At 38.2% G+C, this 18,076-nt stretch carries 10 protein-coding genes; 4 read left to right on the forward strand and 6 right to left on the reverse strand.

Features of this window, described 5'->3' with window-relative positions; all coding sequences use genetic code 11:
- Positions 1–14: 14 nt before the first annotated feature.
- The 6 genes from CH365_RS13220 to CH365_RS13245 form a co-directional block, all read right to left on the reverse strand.
- A complete protein-coding gene (locus tag CH365_RS13220) occupies positions 15–1,277 on the reverse strand; it encodes a porin (RefSeq protein ID WP_100769052.1) in 1,263 nt (420 codons plus the stop codon).
- Between the two features lie 93 nt (positions 1,278–1,370).
- The gene (locus CH365_RS13225; RefSeq protein WP_208861214.1) at positions 1,371–1,763 is read right to left on the reverse strand and encodes a DoxX family protein; all 393 of its coding nucleotides are present in this window, start codon (positions 1,761–1,763) and stop codon (positions 1,371–1,373) included.
- A 58-nt stretch (positions 1,764–1,821) separates the two neighbouring features.
- Positions 1,822–3,756, reverse strand: a complete 1,935-nt coding sequence (locus CH365_RS13230) for an AMP-dependent synthetase/ligase (RefSeq protein WP_100769054.1) — start codon at positions 3,754–3,756, stop codon at positions 1,822–1,824.
- A 101-nt stretch (positions 3,757–3,857) separates the two neighbouring features.
- A complete protein-coding gene (locus tag CH365_RS13235; protein ID WP_100769055.1) occupies positions 3,858–5,657 on the reverse strand; it encodes a diguanylate cyclase in 1,800 nt (599 codons plus the stop codon).
- A 132-nt stretch (positions 5,658–5,789) separates the two neighbouring features.
- Positions 5,790–7,220 (reverse strand): polysaccharide deacetylase family protein, encoded by a 1,431-nt coding sequence (locus CH365_RS13240; protein ID WP_100769056.1) that lies wholly within the window; start codon positions 7,218–7,220, stop codon positions 5,790–5,792.
- 179 nt (positions 7,221–7,399) lie between these two features.
- Positions 7,400–7,912: an LB099 family protein gene (locus CH365_RS13245; RefSeq protein ID WP_100769057.1), complete on the reverse strand. Its 513-nt coding sequence runs from the start codon at positions 7,910–7,912 to the stop codon at positions 7,400–7,402.
- 482 nt (positions 7,913–8,394) lie between these two features.
- Between CH365_RS13245 and CH365_RS13250 the strand changes: the two genes are divergently transcribed.
- The 4 genes from CH365_RS13250 (at position 8,395) to recD (ending at position 18,075) form a co-directional block, all read left to right on the forward strand.
- Positions 8,395–8,790 carry a hypothetical protein gene (locus CH365_RS13250; protein WP_100769058.1) on the forward strand — a complete coding sequence of 132 codons (396 nt, stop codon included), beginning with the start codon at positions 8,395–8,397 and terminating at the stop codon, positions 8,788–8,790.
- A 453-nt stretch (positions 8,791–9,243) separates the two neighbouring features.
- A complete protein-coding gene (locus CH365_RS13255; protein ID WP_100769059.1) occupies positions 9,244–12,645 on the forward strand; it encodes an exodeoxyribonuclease V subunit gamma in 3,402 nt (1,133 codons plus the stop codon).
- On the forward strand, positions 12,632–16,291 hold the full coding sequence (locus CH365_RS13260; RefSeq protein ID WP_100769060.1) for a UvrD-helicase domain-containing protein: 3,660 nt from the start codon (positions 12,632–12,634) through the stop codon (positions 16,289–16,291). Before CH365_RS13255 ends, CH365_RS13260 begins: the two co-directional genes overlap by 14 nt.
- Positions 16,288–18,075 carry an exodeoxyribonuclease V subunit alpha gene (recD, locus tag CH365_RS13265; protein ID WP_100769061.1) on the forward strand — a complete coding sequence of 596 codons (1,788 nt, stop codon included), beginning with the start codon at positions 16,288–16,290 and terminating at the stop codon, positions 18,073–18,075. Before CH365_RS13260 ends, recD begins: the two co-directional genes overlap by 4 nt.
- Position 18,076: the final 1 nt, after the last annotated feature.

The raw sequence follows: 18,076 nt of genomic DNA on the forward strand, positions 1-18,076 counted from the left end.
TTCGTATGGATCATTTATAAAAACACTTGTATTTGGGCTCGGATCCTATGAGAACCCAAACTGTCCACATATCCTCCTTCCAAATAAGCGTAATCTGCCTGTATTTTTAGATTATGATCTTTGAGATAATAGGAAACTGCAACACCTCTTTCTCTGGAATAAGTAAGTTTCGGATCTGTTTTTCCCCAAGGTCTATATTCGGAATATCTAAGCGCCACTCCTAGATTGTTCTTAAAAAGATAACCTAATTGGAAAAATCCCCCCTTCACGGACCTGGAATATTCAGTTAAAGTTCTGTTTCCGATCTCTTTTTCCATAAAAGGAGAGTTTGCCTTTCTCGTCAGATATTCTCCTGAAGCGGAGAAACCTTTCCATTGAAATAAGAATTCTGCTCCGGTATTCAAATAATCAAATTTTGCAAATTGATACGTATCTCCATGGGTGGAAAGTGTTCTGTTTGTATTTTGATTATTTGCTCCTGCGATTGAGATTGCAAGTTTAGGTTTTTCAGAATGTTCTAAATCAGGTTCTCCATTATCTAAAAAAACACCCAAAGGATAATAGGTAATTTTTCCGCTGGTGAGTACTCCGTTTGAGTTGGAACTTCGGTTTCTTCCTTCTCCTCCAAAAACGCCTGCAGAATATCCGAAACAATTCCATCCGAATAGATTGGAAGAAGATACCAAAACTCCAACATCTCTATCCAGATTCAATTCTTCATTTGAAACTGTTCTATCTACAAATTCCTGAAGGCCATCTGAAATAAATCTTTGGCGATTATAAGGTACTTTCATTTGTCCTAGTTTTATATTCGCATTATTAAATTTTGTATAAGATAGAGAAGCGTCTCTTAAAGGAACCGGCCTATCTTCTTCCATATCTAAATTAGAAAAAGATAATTGGAGGTAATACTGCCAATCCTTGCCTAAAAAATTCCCGGAAAAAACGAGCCTGGCTCTTCTGGCTTGGAATTCCAAACCTTCCGTTTGTTTTTCTCCTTCTTTTTGTTGGATTGTTTCGACTGCTCTTTCTTGGAAACGAACTCTCATATTCAGAAAGTTTTGTTTATCAGAAGTCTCGAAGGAGAGGCCCTTTCCGAATCCCATGGTTGTAAGAATATGCTCTTGGAGTTCTTGCTGAGAGTTAAAATTTTTTTCGGAGGTTTCTGTCTGGCGTTGCCAGACCTTCTTCTTTTTGACCGACTTGTTAGGAGCCGCGTTTACGGATTGGGAAAATAGAAAGAATAGAAGTACGAAAAATGGGGTCTGCGCTTTCATGTTTTTCTTATCTTCAAAATTGGAACCTAGGTTTAGGGTATCTGTTCCTTTTTTAAAGATAAGAATATAAAAGAATTTATAGAAATTTTGGAACTAGGTGGGGGGTCTGTGGTCCCACTCTAGATTAAGTATAATGATACAGGAAATAAGAACGCTGACTGCCATCGCAAATAATAATCCTCCATCATCATCTATCACTATTCCTAAAAATAAAAGATGAGATAAGACCGCACCGATCATTAATCCGAAACCTACTAAAGCTCCTACAAATCTAGAAGGAGGGAAGAGCAGAAGTGCTGCCACGAAAAATTCCACTGAGCCTGTTCCGATCCGTCCCCAAGGTTCAATTCCTAATGTGGAAAAGATATGTACGGATTCGTCTTGTCCGGTGAATTTAAAAAATAAGGTCTGTAAAAATACAAGCGCCGAAAAAACGGAAAGTATCGTGGACAATCGATTCTTTACTGTTTGAGTCAAAACCGGCATAAAATCTCCTTTATCTTGGATTCGATCTTTTCCAAGATTCGTTACGCCAAACTCGGATTTATCTGAATAATTCATCGATTTGGCGCTTATATTTATCCGAGACCACGTTTCTCTTCACCTTCATCGTCATGGTCAGCTCGTCTCCAGGTTCGAATTTTTTCGGAAGAAGATAAAAATTAGATACTTTTTCGAAATTTTTAAAACCGTTTTTAGAGGAAACTCTCTCTTTAATCTCTTTTTTGAACAATTCTCTGACATCCGGATCGGAATTCGGATCCGAAATTTCTTGTAATAATCTGGATTTCCAGTCGCGTAATTGTTTGTCCAAGGCTTCCCAATCCGGGACCAAAAGTGCGCTTAACGTTTTTTGGTCATGTCCCACTATCATTGCCTGTAGGATCAACTCACTTTGAGTTAGAGCAAACTCGATCGGCTCAGGTTCCAAATTTTCTCCGCCTAAAAGTACGATTGTATCTTTGGCTCTTCCCGCGTATTTTAATTCTCCTTGAGAGGTCCAAAGAAGAAGGTCCCCTGAATTTAACCATCCGTCCTTCATGGTCTCGGCGGTTTTTTCAGGATCCAAATAATACCCCTGCATAATATGACCGCCTTTATGCCAAGCGATCCCTTTCACTCCTGGTTCGTGGATCTCTTCTCCTTTTTCGTCTAGGATTTTAATTTCCACTCCAGGGATACATTTTCCCAAAGTACCTACTGTAATCCTGTTCAGCCTTCTTCTAGTAGAAGCTCCGCTAGTTTCAGTCATTCCGTATCCTTCTAAGATCGGAATTCCTATAGAGTTGAAGAATCGATCTATGTACTCCGGAAGTGCTCCCGCTCCTGAGATCGCAAATTTTAATTTGCCACCTAGGCTTTTTCGTATTTTAGAAAACACTAATTGAGCTAGGATATTCGGTACGAACCAAAAGAATGTACCGAATAGTCCGCCAATTCTATTAAAAAATTCCCCGAAAAAAGATCTAGGTTTTAAAGCAAACTCCAGACCCAAAAGCCTACTCTTATATTTATAATATGAATTTGCTGCAGATTGGAAACTTTTGAAGATAAATTTAGCGACGGGAGAAGCATCCTTCAACTTGTCTTGGACCTTATTATAAAAACTTTCCCAAACTCTAGGCACGGAAAGAAGGAAAGTAGGTTTGATATCCTGCAGATCCTGTCCCAAACTAGAAATAGAAGTAAATGCTTCCGAAGCTCCTGCTCGAACACATGCGGTTTCTATAAGTCTCTCTGCGATATGCCAAGGAGGAAGATAAGCCATAGTCCTATCTTCCGGAGTAATACGCACATCGTCCAAAGCCAAAGACATGTTTACGTTAAATACTATATTCCTATGAGTAAGCATAACTCCCTTTGGGCGCCCTGTGGTCCCGGAAGTATAAACGATAGTTGCAAGATCCGATTCTTGGATAGATTCTCCTCTAGAATGAAATTCTAATTCTCCTTTTTCTTCGATCCATCTGTCTCCTAAAGAAATTAGATCATCTAAATGTAAAAGTTTGAATGGATGTCTTTGTTCGGAATGATGAGAAGATTCGAATAGAATGACTGTTTTTAAATGAGGAAATGATGAGAAAGAAGAACTGATCTTACGAACCACCTCTGAATTTCCTGCAAAACAAACTTCTGCTTTGGAATGATTTAATATATAGATCAGATCTTCGAGTGTGGAGTCGGTTCCTCTCGGCACATCCACACTTCCAATATTCGTAATACCCATACTCGCCCAAATCCAACGATGTCCGGAATCGGCGATCAAACCTACATTCTCTCCTTTTTTAACTCCGATAGAAACGAGACCTAAGCCGATCCTGGTAACTATATCTCCCAGCTCTTTAAAGTTTACGGATTTATAAGTTTTACCATCCGGTTTAAAGAATTGGGCAGGATGTTCCTTAAAAGTATCCGTAGCGGATTTTAAAGTCCAATATAATGTTTGAGAATTTAGAAAGGGGAGTTTGAGAGGTTCCATGCGGGGACCGATTTTAATCCCGACTAGGCCGAGGGTCCAGGAAAAATTAAATTTTCATGATTTTCCCGAATATCTTTCTCGAACGATTGTTTCGAAAAGGGTTAATGACGTATATGATTTCGACCGAATGCCTTTGAATCATATAGGTTTTTATCCGCTAATCCTAATAATTCCTGGTACGAATGGATATCACGATCCGTATTGCTGGAAACACCTATAGAAACAGTGACTCTAGTAAAGGTACTCTCTGAATGAGGTATCCCCATATCTTCCACAGTCTGTAACATGTTCAAGGCAACGACGATCGCACCTTCTACAGGAGTATCAGGTAGAATGACGGAGAATTCTTCTCCTCCATATCTTGCGATCATATCGGAAGAACGGTTTAAACATTCTTTTAAGGCTTGGGCTACTCGAAAGAGTACTTGGTCACCTTTCAAATGACCGTAAGTATCGTTATACGCTTTGAAGAAGTCCACATCTATCATTAGAAGAGAAAGTGGTCTTTCCGTCCTAACAGAACGGTTCCATTCTCTTTCCAATTCCTGATCGAAAAATCTTCGATTAGCTACCCCGGTCAAAGGATCCATTAGAGAAAGTTCAAATAACTTATCCGCTTTTTCCTTATACTCTTCTTTTTCTTTCTGGAAAGTATTGATCCGATCTACAAGTCCCAAAGAAAGAAGGATGACGTTACTCAAAACTCCAATTTTCAACATCCCGGAAGCGATTTCTTCCGAATCAAAAAGCCCAAGTCTATTCAGCGAGAATATGAATACACCTACCAAACTGAACATCCATGCACTTAAGAAGATCCTGGCCTTTCTATCCTTTCGAACACTTTGGACCAATGAAATGATCATCAGTATCAGTATTTCCGGAATAGGAAGGATCGAAGTAAGAGGCATCAGATATTTTAAAGGTACAAATACCGGTAGAACGGCCACAATAGCCCATACGATCGTCAGCCCTCGAATGAATATATGCAGGATCGGATAAGTGTCCCTGGTCTGGAGATATTCTTCTGCAAATAGGCCCAAAAATATCATTGCAATACATGTGGCCATGATAAAGGAAGAATTCACAAATTTAGGAGAATTTGGGACCAAGAACCAGAAACCGTATCCGGAACTCATGACCAGAAAGTAGGTCACAGCGAAAATTAGGATTACATAATATATATAAGTCTTTTCTCGAATGCCCAAGAATAGGAAGAAATTATAAAAGACCATCACTCCCAAGGCGCCAAAATAAATGCCATCTATGAGTAATGAGATCCGAGAAGAATGATCCAGATTGGATTTAGTAACCAGTTGAAGAGGAAGAGTGAGAGATCCTTCGGTCTTGACTCGGATGAACACTTCTATCCTTCCCTTATCTTCTAAGGTGAGGGGAAATACGAAATATCTCTCTACGACGGGTCTTTCCTTGAAGGGGAGCATGTCTCCGGTGTGAAATTCACCTTCTCTCCCTTTGGAGTCTTTCCAATATACGTCCACATAATCTATATGAGGATATTCTAAGGTAAGAAAACGTTCTTCTGAAAGAGATTCCTCGGCTTCTACAGAAAATTTGAGCCAATAAGGAGCAGAATCATATCCGAAATTCGGCATTCTATCCGAATTCTTTTTGAATTCAACTTCGGAATCAGATGCGGAAATGTCTTCCCAGGTAAGAGTTCCTTCTGTGTCTCTGAAATAAGAGATCTCTTCTCTGAGAGGGATCTTTCCTGCAGAATGAGAATCTAAACGAAGTACGGGACCCTGTTCTGAAACAGAATCTGCGAGTAAAGAATAGGGGAGGGCGAGAACAAACAATGCCGTCCATAAAACAAGAGGAAGGCGGCGATTCCGGATCCTGGATGTTTCGATTCTTTCGAATGTCTCGGAATCTTTTGGCATACCGAAAATATTCTTACCTACCTAGAGATGTCAAAAAACTTTCGCAGAAGTGATACGATTTTGACGGTTCTTCTAGATAAAATATAACTTTAGAAAGTTCAGGAAACCCAAAAATTTAATCGAAATAAACCTTTAGTCGGGGTCTTTTTTAAACTCTTTTCTATTTACGAATAAAAATTGAGTTTCACTTCTTTTGCCTGTTAGGGTTTTGCCAATCACAGTCATTGCAGGATAAGTGGTCTTTTTGAATTCAGGAATTCTAATAATATATTCCGTATTCGTTTTTCTTTGTACGATACCTTCTTTCCCGCTGATCTTGATCGCTACCGACTTAGGTTCTAATCCTTCTACTATTACTGGAAAAGTATCTCCAGGTTTGACCCATGAACCATCCAGAACTCCCAGTTGGATCTTGACCGGAGGAGAAGCGCTTAGGATAGAATTGAACCTGGACTGAGACATTCCCCAAGTCACCAAAGATCTATGGATGGTATATGCATATGTACCTGGAACATTTTTCCCAGGGTTTACAGTGAATGCCATTCTATAACCTGCGGCCTTGGCTTCTTCTATCACTCGTACGTCGAATAATCCGAACGGATAAGCAAGGTCTTGGATCTTTCTGCCGGTTTTAGCCTCGAGAGTTGCTTTGGAATCTTTGAGTTGGCTTCTGATCTCTGCTCTAGACATTGCAGGCAATTTTGGATGATAGACGGTATGAGAACCTATATCCAAAACTCCACTGTCTAGAGCCTCTTTTAATTGAGCCCAGCTAAGATAAAATTTGTATCTAGGATTCGAGATCACAGTCGGATAAATAAAAACAGAAGCTCTCATTCCGTATTTTTTCAATAGAGGAACCAGCACATCTCTATGAGTCAAAGATCCATCATCAAATGTTAGAAGAACAGGGCGAGCGGGGAAATCAGAGCCAGCCTTTCCTTGTTGGTATTGGTAGAATTGGTCCAAACTGATCGTTTGGTAACCTATAGATTTGAGATATTTAAATTGTTCTTCTAAAAGGCTAGGATCTAAATTATATCCGCCCATCGGATCTTGGTTTCCGACCAAGTGATGATAACATAAAACAGGGATCCCTTTTCCATGACCTAGTTCTGCATTTGTATTTTGATTATTCGTATCGTATTGGGTTTTAGGAGGAAGTTCCGAAACTCCAGGAAGAGAATTTTCGTATTTTTTGGAAGCAGTCTCTTTTTCTTTCTCTTTAATATCCTGCTTTTCCTTTTTAGAAACCTTTGTTCTGCCTTTTTTCCTACGTTGTACTCTTTTGGATTTATGAGTAGAGGCTTCCGCAGAAGCCACAGATTCTTCTTTTTCTTTTTTAACCTTAGCTTCCATTTTAGGAGAAGGCGAAGAAGTTTCTTCCGATCTAGGAATTTCTTTTTTAGAAGGGGACTCTTTGGGAGCTTCTTCCTCCTCATGGTTTGTTTTGGATTTTCCGTCGGAACTTAAAAATTCGCGAACAGGTCCCGCAGAAAGTGCGGAAGAAGTGAAGATTACCAGAAGGAATATAATGTAAAAGCGGCTGATTTGTTTATACATGGACGATCAGTTCCAAGATTCTCTCAGGCAGATGACGCGCAACTTTTTACCAAAAATGGAAGTACGGTAAAAACCTATAAAATAGGGAAGAATTCGTCTTGAGGAAGGACTTTTAGGAGATTCTCTCCTGAAATTTATTGACAATGCCCGTCTTTCGAAGAGATCGACGGGCAGGAAGATTATTTTTTTCCTTTTTCTTTAATCAATCGTTTCAGAACGGACTCTGAATGGCCGCTGAGTTTGATAACTGCAGCTTTGTTTGGCTTCTTCTTTTCCAGTTCCAACAGAATGGAGGAAAAACGGAACTTTCTGCGAATATGATTCACAGCTGGAATAGATGTTTTGAAAATTCTTGCTAGTTCATGATCCGCATTTCCTTCCTGGTTAAGGTCGTAAAACTTGGAAAGTTTAGCATCATCCCAAACGATCTTCTCGTCCGTCTTATAGTAGTTATGGTGTTCTAGACGACGGCTGTTTCTTTCGTAAGAGCCTTTGTTTCTTTTCTCTCTCCAAAAAGGATGCCTATTCCTTGCATATTTTATGTCATCTATTGTATAACCGGATTTATTTAACCATTCTGTGGTAATACTGGACTTCTTGGGTCCTTCTAGTTTTGATTTGATGGAAAATTCAATGTACTGCTCTGGCGTTTTCGCAGAGAGGAGTTTCTTTTTTTCCTTTTCGTAATCCATATCCTTGCCTTGCGATTTCTAATGCACCGTCAGGTGTTATTTTATTTTTAAGTCGGTGGATAGTGTTCCTTACCTGGACCAATACCGAAACTCTTTTTCAAATAACGGTAGGAAAAAACAAAAAGCTTCTTCGTCAGGTCTGGGCTATGCAAAAGAGATTCGCAAAACCTCCCTTAAAGTATACTAAGCAACTCAGAGACTCGAATGCTCTTCCAAAGTTTGTCCCTCGAAGGACTACAGGAAGCAGTTAGCATGACCTCAGAAATTTCACATGATAGAAAGTTTGTGTACGATTCATTATTATTAATCGAAGTCTGAAACATTTACATTTTTCTGTCTCAATTCCGACGAATAATAACGTGTCCTCCTTATTCCTTTCAACACTTATTAGACTTTGGTTTTTCGTTTCAGAAGTAATTCTATCTTTCTGAAAAAATGAAACCGAAAGAAATGGTTAGGGTCTTACAACGAGGTTAGTCATCATGTTATCCAGAACTTCAAATAAAGGCAGAATTAGAGTAGTTACGGCGTATTTGTGCCTTTTTTCCTTGGTCAATTTTCCAGTTATCGCTCATGAAGAAGGACCGACTCACTCACATGTGGATCAATGCCGTGCAGACAAAGAAAAATACTGTAAGGAAAGTCCCAAAGGAGATGTTCTCTCTTGTTTGAAAAAGAATGAGGAAAATCTTTCCGAAGACTGCAGAGAATTGTTGCAGGAAGTCAGGGATAAAGCAAGACAAAGAATGGAGGCCTGCAAAGAAGATAAGGAGAAATACTGTTCCAATCGAGGAACAGCTGTTATCCGCTGCCTCCAAGAGAACAAAAATCTTTTGGGAGAAAAATGTAAATCTGCATTATTCTCTACCTCCAAATAAGGTGGTTCGAAATCCCAACTCACTCTAGAAAGACTGTATACAAAAAAGATCCTTAGTATACGAACTTTTTGAAAAGAAGAAGTTTCTGTGATTGGAGATTGTGAACTTCTATGTAGCAGATTTATTGAGGATTGGAAATTTCTATCCAAGGGATGTGTAGGCACTTCGACAACTTGAAACGGAAAGTCCTTCGGTATACTGCGGAATGCGGAAGGTAAATTCCCTTTGATCTGATGATTTTGTAGTCACTTCGACAAATCTTATGAGCGAAGGTTCGCAAAACCTTCTCCGCTTGATAGGCCCACTACTCTAACTTCCGATAATCAGCATTATGTCGCATTAGATAGAATCCTTTGGATTGGCGATTTATAAGCCTCTAAGAGCTCCCCTCTCGGACCAAAACTTTGTTTTACCGGTCCGTAATTTCAGAATTTCTGGTAGAACCGATCGAAGATGAAGATACGAGTCCATAGTTCCGACGATCTTGCGGATTTATCCGAAGCATTATCTAAATCCTTGAGAGAAGAGATCTCCAGGAAGGACGGACTGTATTCTCCCACGGTGATCATTCCGAACAAGAGTATGGAGACCTGGTTGAACCTGGATCTGGTCCAAAGATTCGGAGTGGTATTCAATATCCGATTTTTGTTCTTGGAAAAGTTTTTAGAAGAACTGCTTCTCGAAAAATTTTCCCCGGAGATCGATCCGAAATCCAGACCATTCCTTCAGGGAGAATCCAGAAAATTTCAAATTTACGAAACCTTGTTAGGAGATCAGGAATTTCTCCAAAAATATCCTATTCTTAAAAATTATCTTTTGCCTTCCGGGAGAAAAACTCCGGACCCTGTGCGTCTCTTGGATCTTTCAGGACGTTTGGCAAAATATTTTAAGGATTACGAATTACATAGACAAGACTGGATCCGAAACTGGTTGGGAGAAAAATATTCACTTCTAAGATTACCAGGAGAAGATATCTGGGAAGAAGTCGCGACCCAATCCGAAATTTTTTTCTTTCAGAAAGAACTCTATTCTTATCTAACAAATTCAGATCCATCCAAAGAAACTTTGATCCAATATTCTATGCGAAATCTTGGTTCTGAATCCAAAGCAAAAAAACATTCTACAAAGAATGTATATCTATTTGCGTTATCTCAACTTTCGAGCACGTATATTTCTATTTTTCAAAACCTTCTCCCTGAAATTCATCTAGAAGTTTTTCAATTCGGAGTGCCTGACGGAGAATCCGTATCAGGAACGGAAAGAAATCAGATCTGTAAAAACTGGGCGAACTCATTTCGTTCTTTAAAAAAATCCTGGGAGATCTCCGGCGCAGAATTTATCGTATCTTCCAAAAAAGAAAAAGTAGAAAAAACAGTTTTGTCCGAGTTCAAACAATATCTTGGACGATCGGAATACAAAGCTTCAGTAAAACTTCTTCCGGATGAAAGTTTACAAATTTTAGAAGCGCCTGGAAAAGTTCGAGAAGTAGAAGTAGTCTTCCATCATATTCTTTCTCTCTTATCCGAATCTAAAGAAACCAAATTAACCGATTTTGGGATATTTTGCTCCGACCTTTCCGAATATAGAGCAGCCTTAGAATTCGTATTTGAAGGCGGGATCCAAGCAAAACTCGCGGAGAAGTCCGGCAGCTCTTTAAGAACTCTACCTTATAGTATAAGAGATGTTCTCGCCTCGGAGACAAGCACCTATATCAGCGGAATACTTTCCTTATTTCCATTACTCTCCAAAGAAAGATCCAGATCGGATATTTTCAAGTTACTCAAAAACCCATGCTTTCAATCTAAATGGGAACTGGAACCTTCATTCGTAGAAGAATGGGTGAAATTATCAGAGGACTTAGAATTATACCAAGACGATTCTTTGGCAGAAGAACAACCTCTCGCATTTTCTTTCCGAAAAGGTTTCCTTCGTTTAGCTGCTGGGAATATAATATCCCCGGAAGAAAAAGAAGATCTTCCCATCTCCCCTTTCGATTCCGGACCAGGCTCTTCCATATCTGCTTGGATTGGAATTTGGAGACATGTCTCACTCTTATTGGAAGAATTTTCATCCCTGATTTCGAATCCAAAATCCTCTGGAGAAAAAATTTTAGATTCTTTATCGGATCTGCTAAGAGAGTTATTTTCTTCCACCTCTTCCAATCCGATCGACGTGGAATTGGAACAAAATATCATAGATTCATTATATGAATTGAGATCCATAAATTGGGATCCGAAAAATTCCAAGGATAGACTTAAATTTTTAGAGGCATTTTTTAAACAAACCGGGGGAGAGATTCAGGTCCGAAAAGGGCAATATTTAACCGGCGGGATAACGGTATCGTCGCTGCAACCGATGCGTCCTATTCCTTTCCGACATGTATATATTTTAGGATTGGGAGAAGGTTTATTTCCCGGAACTGACGATACTTCCGCATTCAATCTCAGGCATTTAGCTCCTAGAGAAGGAGATATAAATGTGAGAGGACTAAACCAATCCTTATTATACGAAACCGTTCTCTCCGCAAAACAAAGTTTGGTATTATCCTTCGTGGCAGAAGATATTACAAAAGACGAAAGTATTGCTCCTTCTTCTTCCTTACTTTTGCTGGAACAAGCCTTAAAGGAGAATGTTTTAGCCCCTGAAACTTCCGTCCGGGTTAAGATCCCATTAAATAAACATAGCAAAGAATACTTTGTCCAAAAGGAAATCCCATCCGCAAAATTTGCGGAGAAGTTCCGTAAAAATTTTGATCTTTCCTCTTCTCTTCTTTATGGAAAAGAAGAAGATAAAGAATATTATCGCAAAGTAGTGCTCGGAAATTTTCAGGCAAGACCTGCGTCAAAAAAAGAATCCTTGCGCCCGGAAACTATAGATTGGAATGATTTGGTTCGGTTTGCCAAGTCCCCACTTTCTTATCATTTACAGAGAAAGTTCGGATTATATACGGAAGAAATTTCGGACTCAGAGAGTGCTACAGAGGAACCTTTCCGAATTTCGGATAACTTTAAATTTATGAAAGAGTTATGGTCTTATTCCATGAAAAAGGCCGAGAAAGAAATCTTAAATTCTTTAGAAGGTCTATTTTCTCTTTGGGAAAAAAGAGGCCATATTCCAAGGGGAATTTACGGAGATTCTGAATTTTTAACTAAGTCGGAAAAAATTGCAAAAATTTCAGAGTCGGTCTCTGAGACACTTTCCGATGTAGAAATTTTATCGGGATTCACTTTTGGAGAATCTCCTAAAAAAGGGAATTTGCTTTCTTTACAACCCGTTCCATTAGAAATTCCGAATGGAACTAAAATCAATATAACCGGTTTAAAAGAGGATGTTTTTTTAAAAAAAGAAGCTGATGATACATTCACCCTTGTCTTGGTTTACCCAAACTCTAAGAAAAAATTTAAAAATCTGATCGAACCGTTTTTAATCCAAGCTTTACTAGATCTTATTCCATCCAAAAATACTCCAAACTCAGTGATTACGATATTCGGCTACGGAGACAAGCCTACTATCTTAAATATGGATCGAGAAGGTGGAAAAGAATATCGTAAAAAATTCCTCACTGATCTGGTACAAGAATTTTTAAATCAATCTGTCTCTTTGGTCTCCCCTGGAATTTGGGAAGATTTTCCGGATAGAACAGGAATCGATCCGAGTGATAAAAAAAGTTTAGATATATTCGCCGCGGAATATATAACCTGGGCCCAAGAATCCGTTCAATACGATCCAGAAATATATTTAGATGAAATTATCCGACTTCTTCCCTACCCTCAAAATTATATAAGTGAGAATGATTTTTATCTCTGCTTGAAACTTTATTATCCATTGGAGAAGGTTTTTTATGCAGAAAAGTAAGTTGGAACCGGGAACCGCTTCTTTCGCTGACCAGATCGATATTACCAAAAACGGTTTTATAGGTGCTTCCGCGGGAACAGGAAAAACTCATACGATCGTATTTTTGGTCATGAAGATATTGAAGGATTCTTTTAGATCATCTCTTGGTTCAGACAAAATTCCATTTGGAATAGAGTCTATATTAGTACTTACTTATACAATTCCGGCGGCATCTGAACTTAAGGGAAGAATCCGCGCAGAATTAAAAAATACGATCCTAAGGCTGGAAAAACTAGAGTCACCAAGTGAAGAAGAATCCAAGGAGCTGGATTATTTTTTGAACCAGGCTTCTAAGTTAGACCAAGCTTATATATCTACCATCCATGGATTTGCACATAAGATCTTAAAAGAATATTCATTAGAATCAGGCAGTTCTGATAGTTCGGAACTAGTGGAAGAATTTTCCCCAATTTCTAAGGCATTATATAGAAGAATGCGTAACGAGTTTAACGGGAAATATCCTCGGGAACTTTTGCCTTTTGTACTATCTCAGGCGAATCGTTTTTATAATGACGGATTCCAAGGAACAACTTGGGAAAATTTTGTATCCGGTCTCGCAGTTAAGAAGGTTTCTTCTCCGAAATCTATCCAACTTCTGCCTCGGCCTCAAAAATTTCCCGAGATCGGTTCGATCAGAAATGTATTTTTGGAAATCCAATCCATTCTTCCTAAGTTTTTAGAATTTCAAGATTCATTTAAGAAGAAGATCAATACAAATAAATACAAGGCTCTTTCGAGTCGTCAGGTGGAATTCCGAGATTCTCTGAAAAAACTTATCGATTCTTCCGAACCTTTTATACCTTTTCCTTTCACACTCTCTCTCAAAAAGATTTTGGACTTAAAAAGAGGAGAAAGTTCCGGAATAGAATCTATTCTTCTTTCCGACGAAGAATTAAAAACCGCAGTTTCCGAATCAGGATATCTTTCTTATACATTAGAAAGAGAAAAAATCAGAAAACTTTCTTTAAGTTTAAGCGTATTAGAATCCTCTCTTTCTTCCTTCTTCGTTTCTCTTGCAGAAGATATCGCAGAAGACTCCGTAAAAATTAAAGAAGAAGAAAATTCAATTACGTACGGAGATATGATCCTTGGGCTTTCCAATTCCTTGGAAAAAAATCCAGAATTAGTAGTAGAATTGAAAAAACGTTTTCATTTCGGGATCATAGACGAATTCCAAGATACCGACCCGGACCAATATAATATTTTTAGAATATTATTCTTAGAGGGGTCTCCCAGTGTCGAATCAGAAGGAAAACTTTTCCTGATCGGAGATGCGAAACAATCTATTTACGGTTTCAGGGGAGCGGATTTAGGCACTTATTTGACTGCTAAAAGAGAATTTGATTCCGGAGGAAAATTTGCAAACTCTTCTATCGTTTATCCTGAGTTAGACACAAATCGCAGATCCTTACCGGAACTGATCACTTCTTATAATTCACTTTTCGGAACTGAAAAAGGAGAATGGTTTCCTATCAGAGAAGCAGGATTTTTGCCAATAGAATATGTGAATGTAAAATTTCCCGAAACTGCGGGAAAGGCAATTTTATATTCTGATAAAAGTAATCGTGCCGCTTTAAATGTATTTTCTCTTTCTAAGGAGAGTAACGCTGATCGATTGAAGGACCAGTATTCCAGATTTATAGCGGAAGAGATACTTCATCTTGTTTCCGAAAATTCAGAGATCTATATTAAAAAAGAAGGAATACCTGCTCCTGAAAGGCTGAGTTGGTCCGACATTTCAATTTTGGTTAGAGGAGAAAACGATTCTGAAGCCTTAAAAAGACAGTTCAAGGCGAGAGGAATCCCATTCACGTTTGCCAAACAAACTGGCTTATTCGGATCTTCGGAAGCGATCCGGACCAGAGAAATACTTCAATGTATAAATGAAGAAGGTAGTAGAGACTCATTTTATAAATTATTGATATCCGATCTATTCTGCGTTCGTCCAGAAGATCTGCAAAATTACGAAGAATACCCCATAGAATCCCAAGAAAAAAGACTTTTGGAAACCTGGAGAAAATTTTCCCGCAAAAAAGATTTTCCAGGTCTATTTGGATCTATTCTTACGGAAAGCAGATTGGCTTCTCCCCTTCCCGAAGAATCCAGACAGGATTGGGAAAGAAAGATCACGAACTTCAAACAGATATTCTTCTTCTTAACTGAAAAAGCATCCAAATCGGATCAGACCTTAGGAGAACTTATCGCTTATTTGGAATCTAAAATGGTATCCAAAGGGGATGAAAAGGATTATTTAGAAAAGGATTCTGAAGAAGACAAAGTCAAAATTTTTACAATCCACTCTTGCAAAGGTTTGGAATTCCCGATCGTATTTTTGTTCGGCGGATTTTCCGGTTGGGGCACGCAAAGAAAAAAATTTTCAGAATATAGAGAAGGTGAAAAACGCATTATAGATTTAGAAAATAATAAAGAAGAAGACACCATTTTTAATACGATCAACGAGGACAAAAGATTATACTATGTGGCAGTAACTCGGGCAATGTATAAGTTTTATTTCCCATTACTTGCAGAACCCGATCCAAAACGTCCTTTGGAATTATTCAGGAAATCTTTCCATGCAGCCGTATCCGAATTTCCGAAAGAATCTTCTGTGGCCAGATTTTGGGAAAATGAAGAGGGAAAATATGAGCAAGAATGGATCCGAGATCATAAAACAATCTCAGGATTAACTATCGATCCGGAGAAAAAAGAAGGTCCTGAAATTTTACGCTCTGTGGAAATTTGGCCGGAAAACGCCGAAAAAAGAAAAATCATCCTAGAAAGTTATTCTTCTTTGGACTCATTTTTTACTTCCGAAGGATTCGGATTCCATGTTTCCGAGACAAAACCTTTCAAAACGGATGAAACACCCGAGGAATCTCAGGAAGAAGAACTCCCCTCTTCCAATAAAATGGGAAATTTACTGCACCAACTTTTGGAAACGGAAGATTTTACTATTTATAGGAACGCAAAATCCATTAAGCAAATTCCGGAAAATATTTTAAGATCATATAAGAATATTCTAAAGTCTTACGGTTATGGAAATAGTTCGGAACAATTAGAGTCGTTTGCAAAGCGAGTTTCAGAATTATTTTGGAATACGCTCAAAACTTCTCTACCACATTTAGAAAAAAATCTCTCACTTTCTGAAATTTCTAATTCCGAAAGAAAACATGAGGTAGATTTTTTTCTAAAAATTCCGGAACAAACTGGAAATTCAGACTTACTAAAAGGGACCTTAGATCTAATATTTCTCTCGGAGGGAAAATATTGGATCTTAGATTGGAAGTCCAACCTTCTATCTTCAAATTTTGGAGAAGATCCATATTCGGAAACCAATCTAAAAGAAAAAATCCAGGAATCTTATTCCTTACAAATGGCCATTTATTCGGTCGTTTTAGACGATTGGCTGAAATTCAAATATGGAAAAGATTACGATCCTAAACTTTTAGGCGGTATGTACTTTGTATTTCTTAGAGGAACAGATCCGAGCCGACCTGGACGTGGAATTTTTTATCAGAATATAGATACTGAGTTCGTAAAAATTTCGAAAGAGAAAATAAAGGAAACCTTAGATCTGAAAAATAAAATTTCGGCGGAAAAAGAATGAAAGAAGAATCCCTCGAAACAATATTAGATCGGGAATATGCAGGGTTTCTGACCAAGGAATTTTTGAGTTTCGCAAAGGATACCCCATACGATGTTTTATTCTCCTGGAATCTTTCCCTAATCCAAGCGTCTAAAGCTGGAAATCTCGCAATCCCATTCTCGGTAAAAGATCCGGTCTCGGATATACTCTTTAAAAAGAGGGACAATCTATTATATTTTTCTAAAATATTCGGCCAATTAACTGCGGTAGAAAAAGGTTTCGAAAACTTACTTAAGACCGGCACCACAACAAAACCGAAAAAGGTCGAAGAAGTTTTAAACGAACTTATCTCCTCTAACCCCCTTTCCATTAAAAGAGGAGATAAAGAATATATACTTTGCGGAGAAGGAGAACAAAAAGAAGCTCTGAAAAAGGCTCTTCAATATCCGTTTTTTGTTCTTACAGGTGGACCAGGTACAGGAAAAACCACGGTGGTAGCAAATGTGATCCGTGGGCTTTTACGTTTAGGTTATGATCTAAAACAAATCGGGCTTGCGGCTCCTACAGGAAGAGCTGCACAAAGATTAAAAGAATCCTTAGAAAGTACAATCTTAAATTTGCGTACAAAAAACAAATTAGATGATTCGATTTCGGAGATCCCAACTTCTACATTACATAGACTTTTAGAATATAATCCTAGAAAAAGAAATTATAAATACGGCGAAAATTTTCCACTCCCCTATCGAGTTATCATCTTGGACGAGGTGTCCATGGTTGATTTGCATATGATGTACAGATTGATGGAAGCTCTACCGATCGGTTCCGAAAATTTTAGATTTATACTTTTAGGTGACCCAAATCAGCTTCCTAGCGTAGAAGCCGGAGCAGTTTTATCCGACCTGGTAAAATCTTTAAAAAATATAAATTCTGAAAATCTAATAGAATTGAAAACAAGCCATAGACAAGAAGAAGAATTTTCTTCTATTTCTAAAGCGGCAGAACTTTGTGTAAAAGATAATATTTCTTTATTAGAATTCCAAGAGAATCTCCCTAAATCTCTGCAATTAGATTCAATTTTCGCCGGTTCTGGGAACAAAGATCTAAAAGGTTTTTATCAGATCAGATTGGAGTATAAAAAAGAATGGAAAGAATTTTTAAAAAGAACTGCAGAAGAAAAAATATTACCTATATTTTCCAAACTTCCTAATCCGAATTCTCCCGGGGAATTGAAAGAATATTTAAACAAAGATTTAAATCGATTTAAGATATTGACTATCCTCAGAAACGGAATTTTCGGAAGCGAATTCATCAATAAAGAATTAACGGAACTGATCATTCATCATAAAAAAGGAAATTTGATTCAGATAGGGACCAAAACTTATTTTTCGGGACTTCCAATACTTATCACAAAGAACGATCGAGTAAGAGGAGTTTATAACGGAGACACTGGACTTGTTTTAGAACTGCAAACTCCGAATGGAGGAAGCGAACTTAGAGCATTATTTTTTATAGAAGGAGAGATCCGAGACTTTGCTTTAGATACTCTTCCTCCTCATGAACCTGCATTTGCAATTACAGTGCATAAGTCCCAAGGTTCCGAATATGATTCTATTTTTATCATTTATCCCCCGGATCCGGCTGATATAAATTCGGAAGAAGTTTCTCTAGAATTATTCAAAAAAGAAATTTTATATACTGCGATCACCAGAGCAAAACGATCCGCATTTTTGGTTTCGGAAGAAAAACTATTAGAATATTCTCTCCGAAACCGTTTTGAAAGATTGACCGGTTTTACAATAGGCTAAG

Source organism: Leptospira neocaledonica, assembly GCF_002812205.1.
GTDB lineage: Bacteria > Spirochaetota > Leptospiria > Leptospirales > Leptospiraceae > Leptospira_B > Leptospira_B neocaledonica.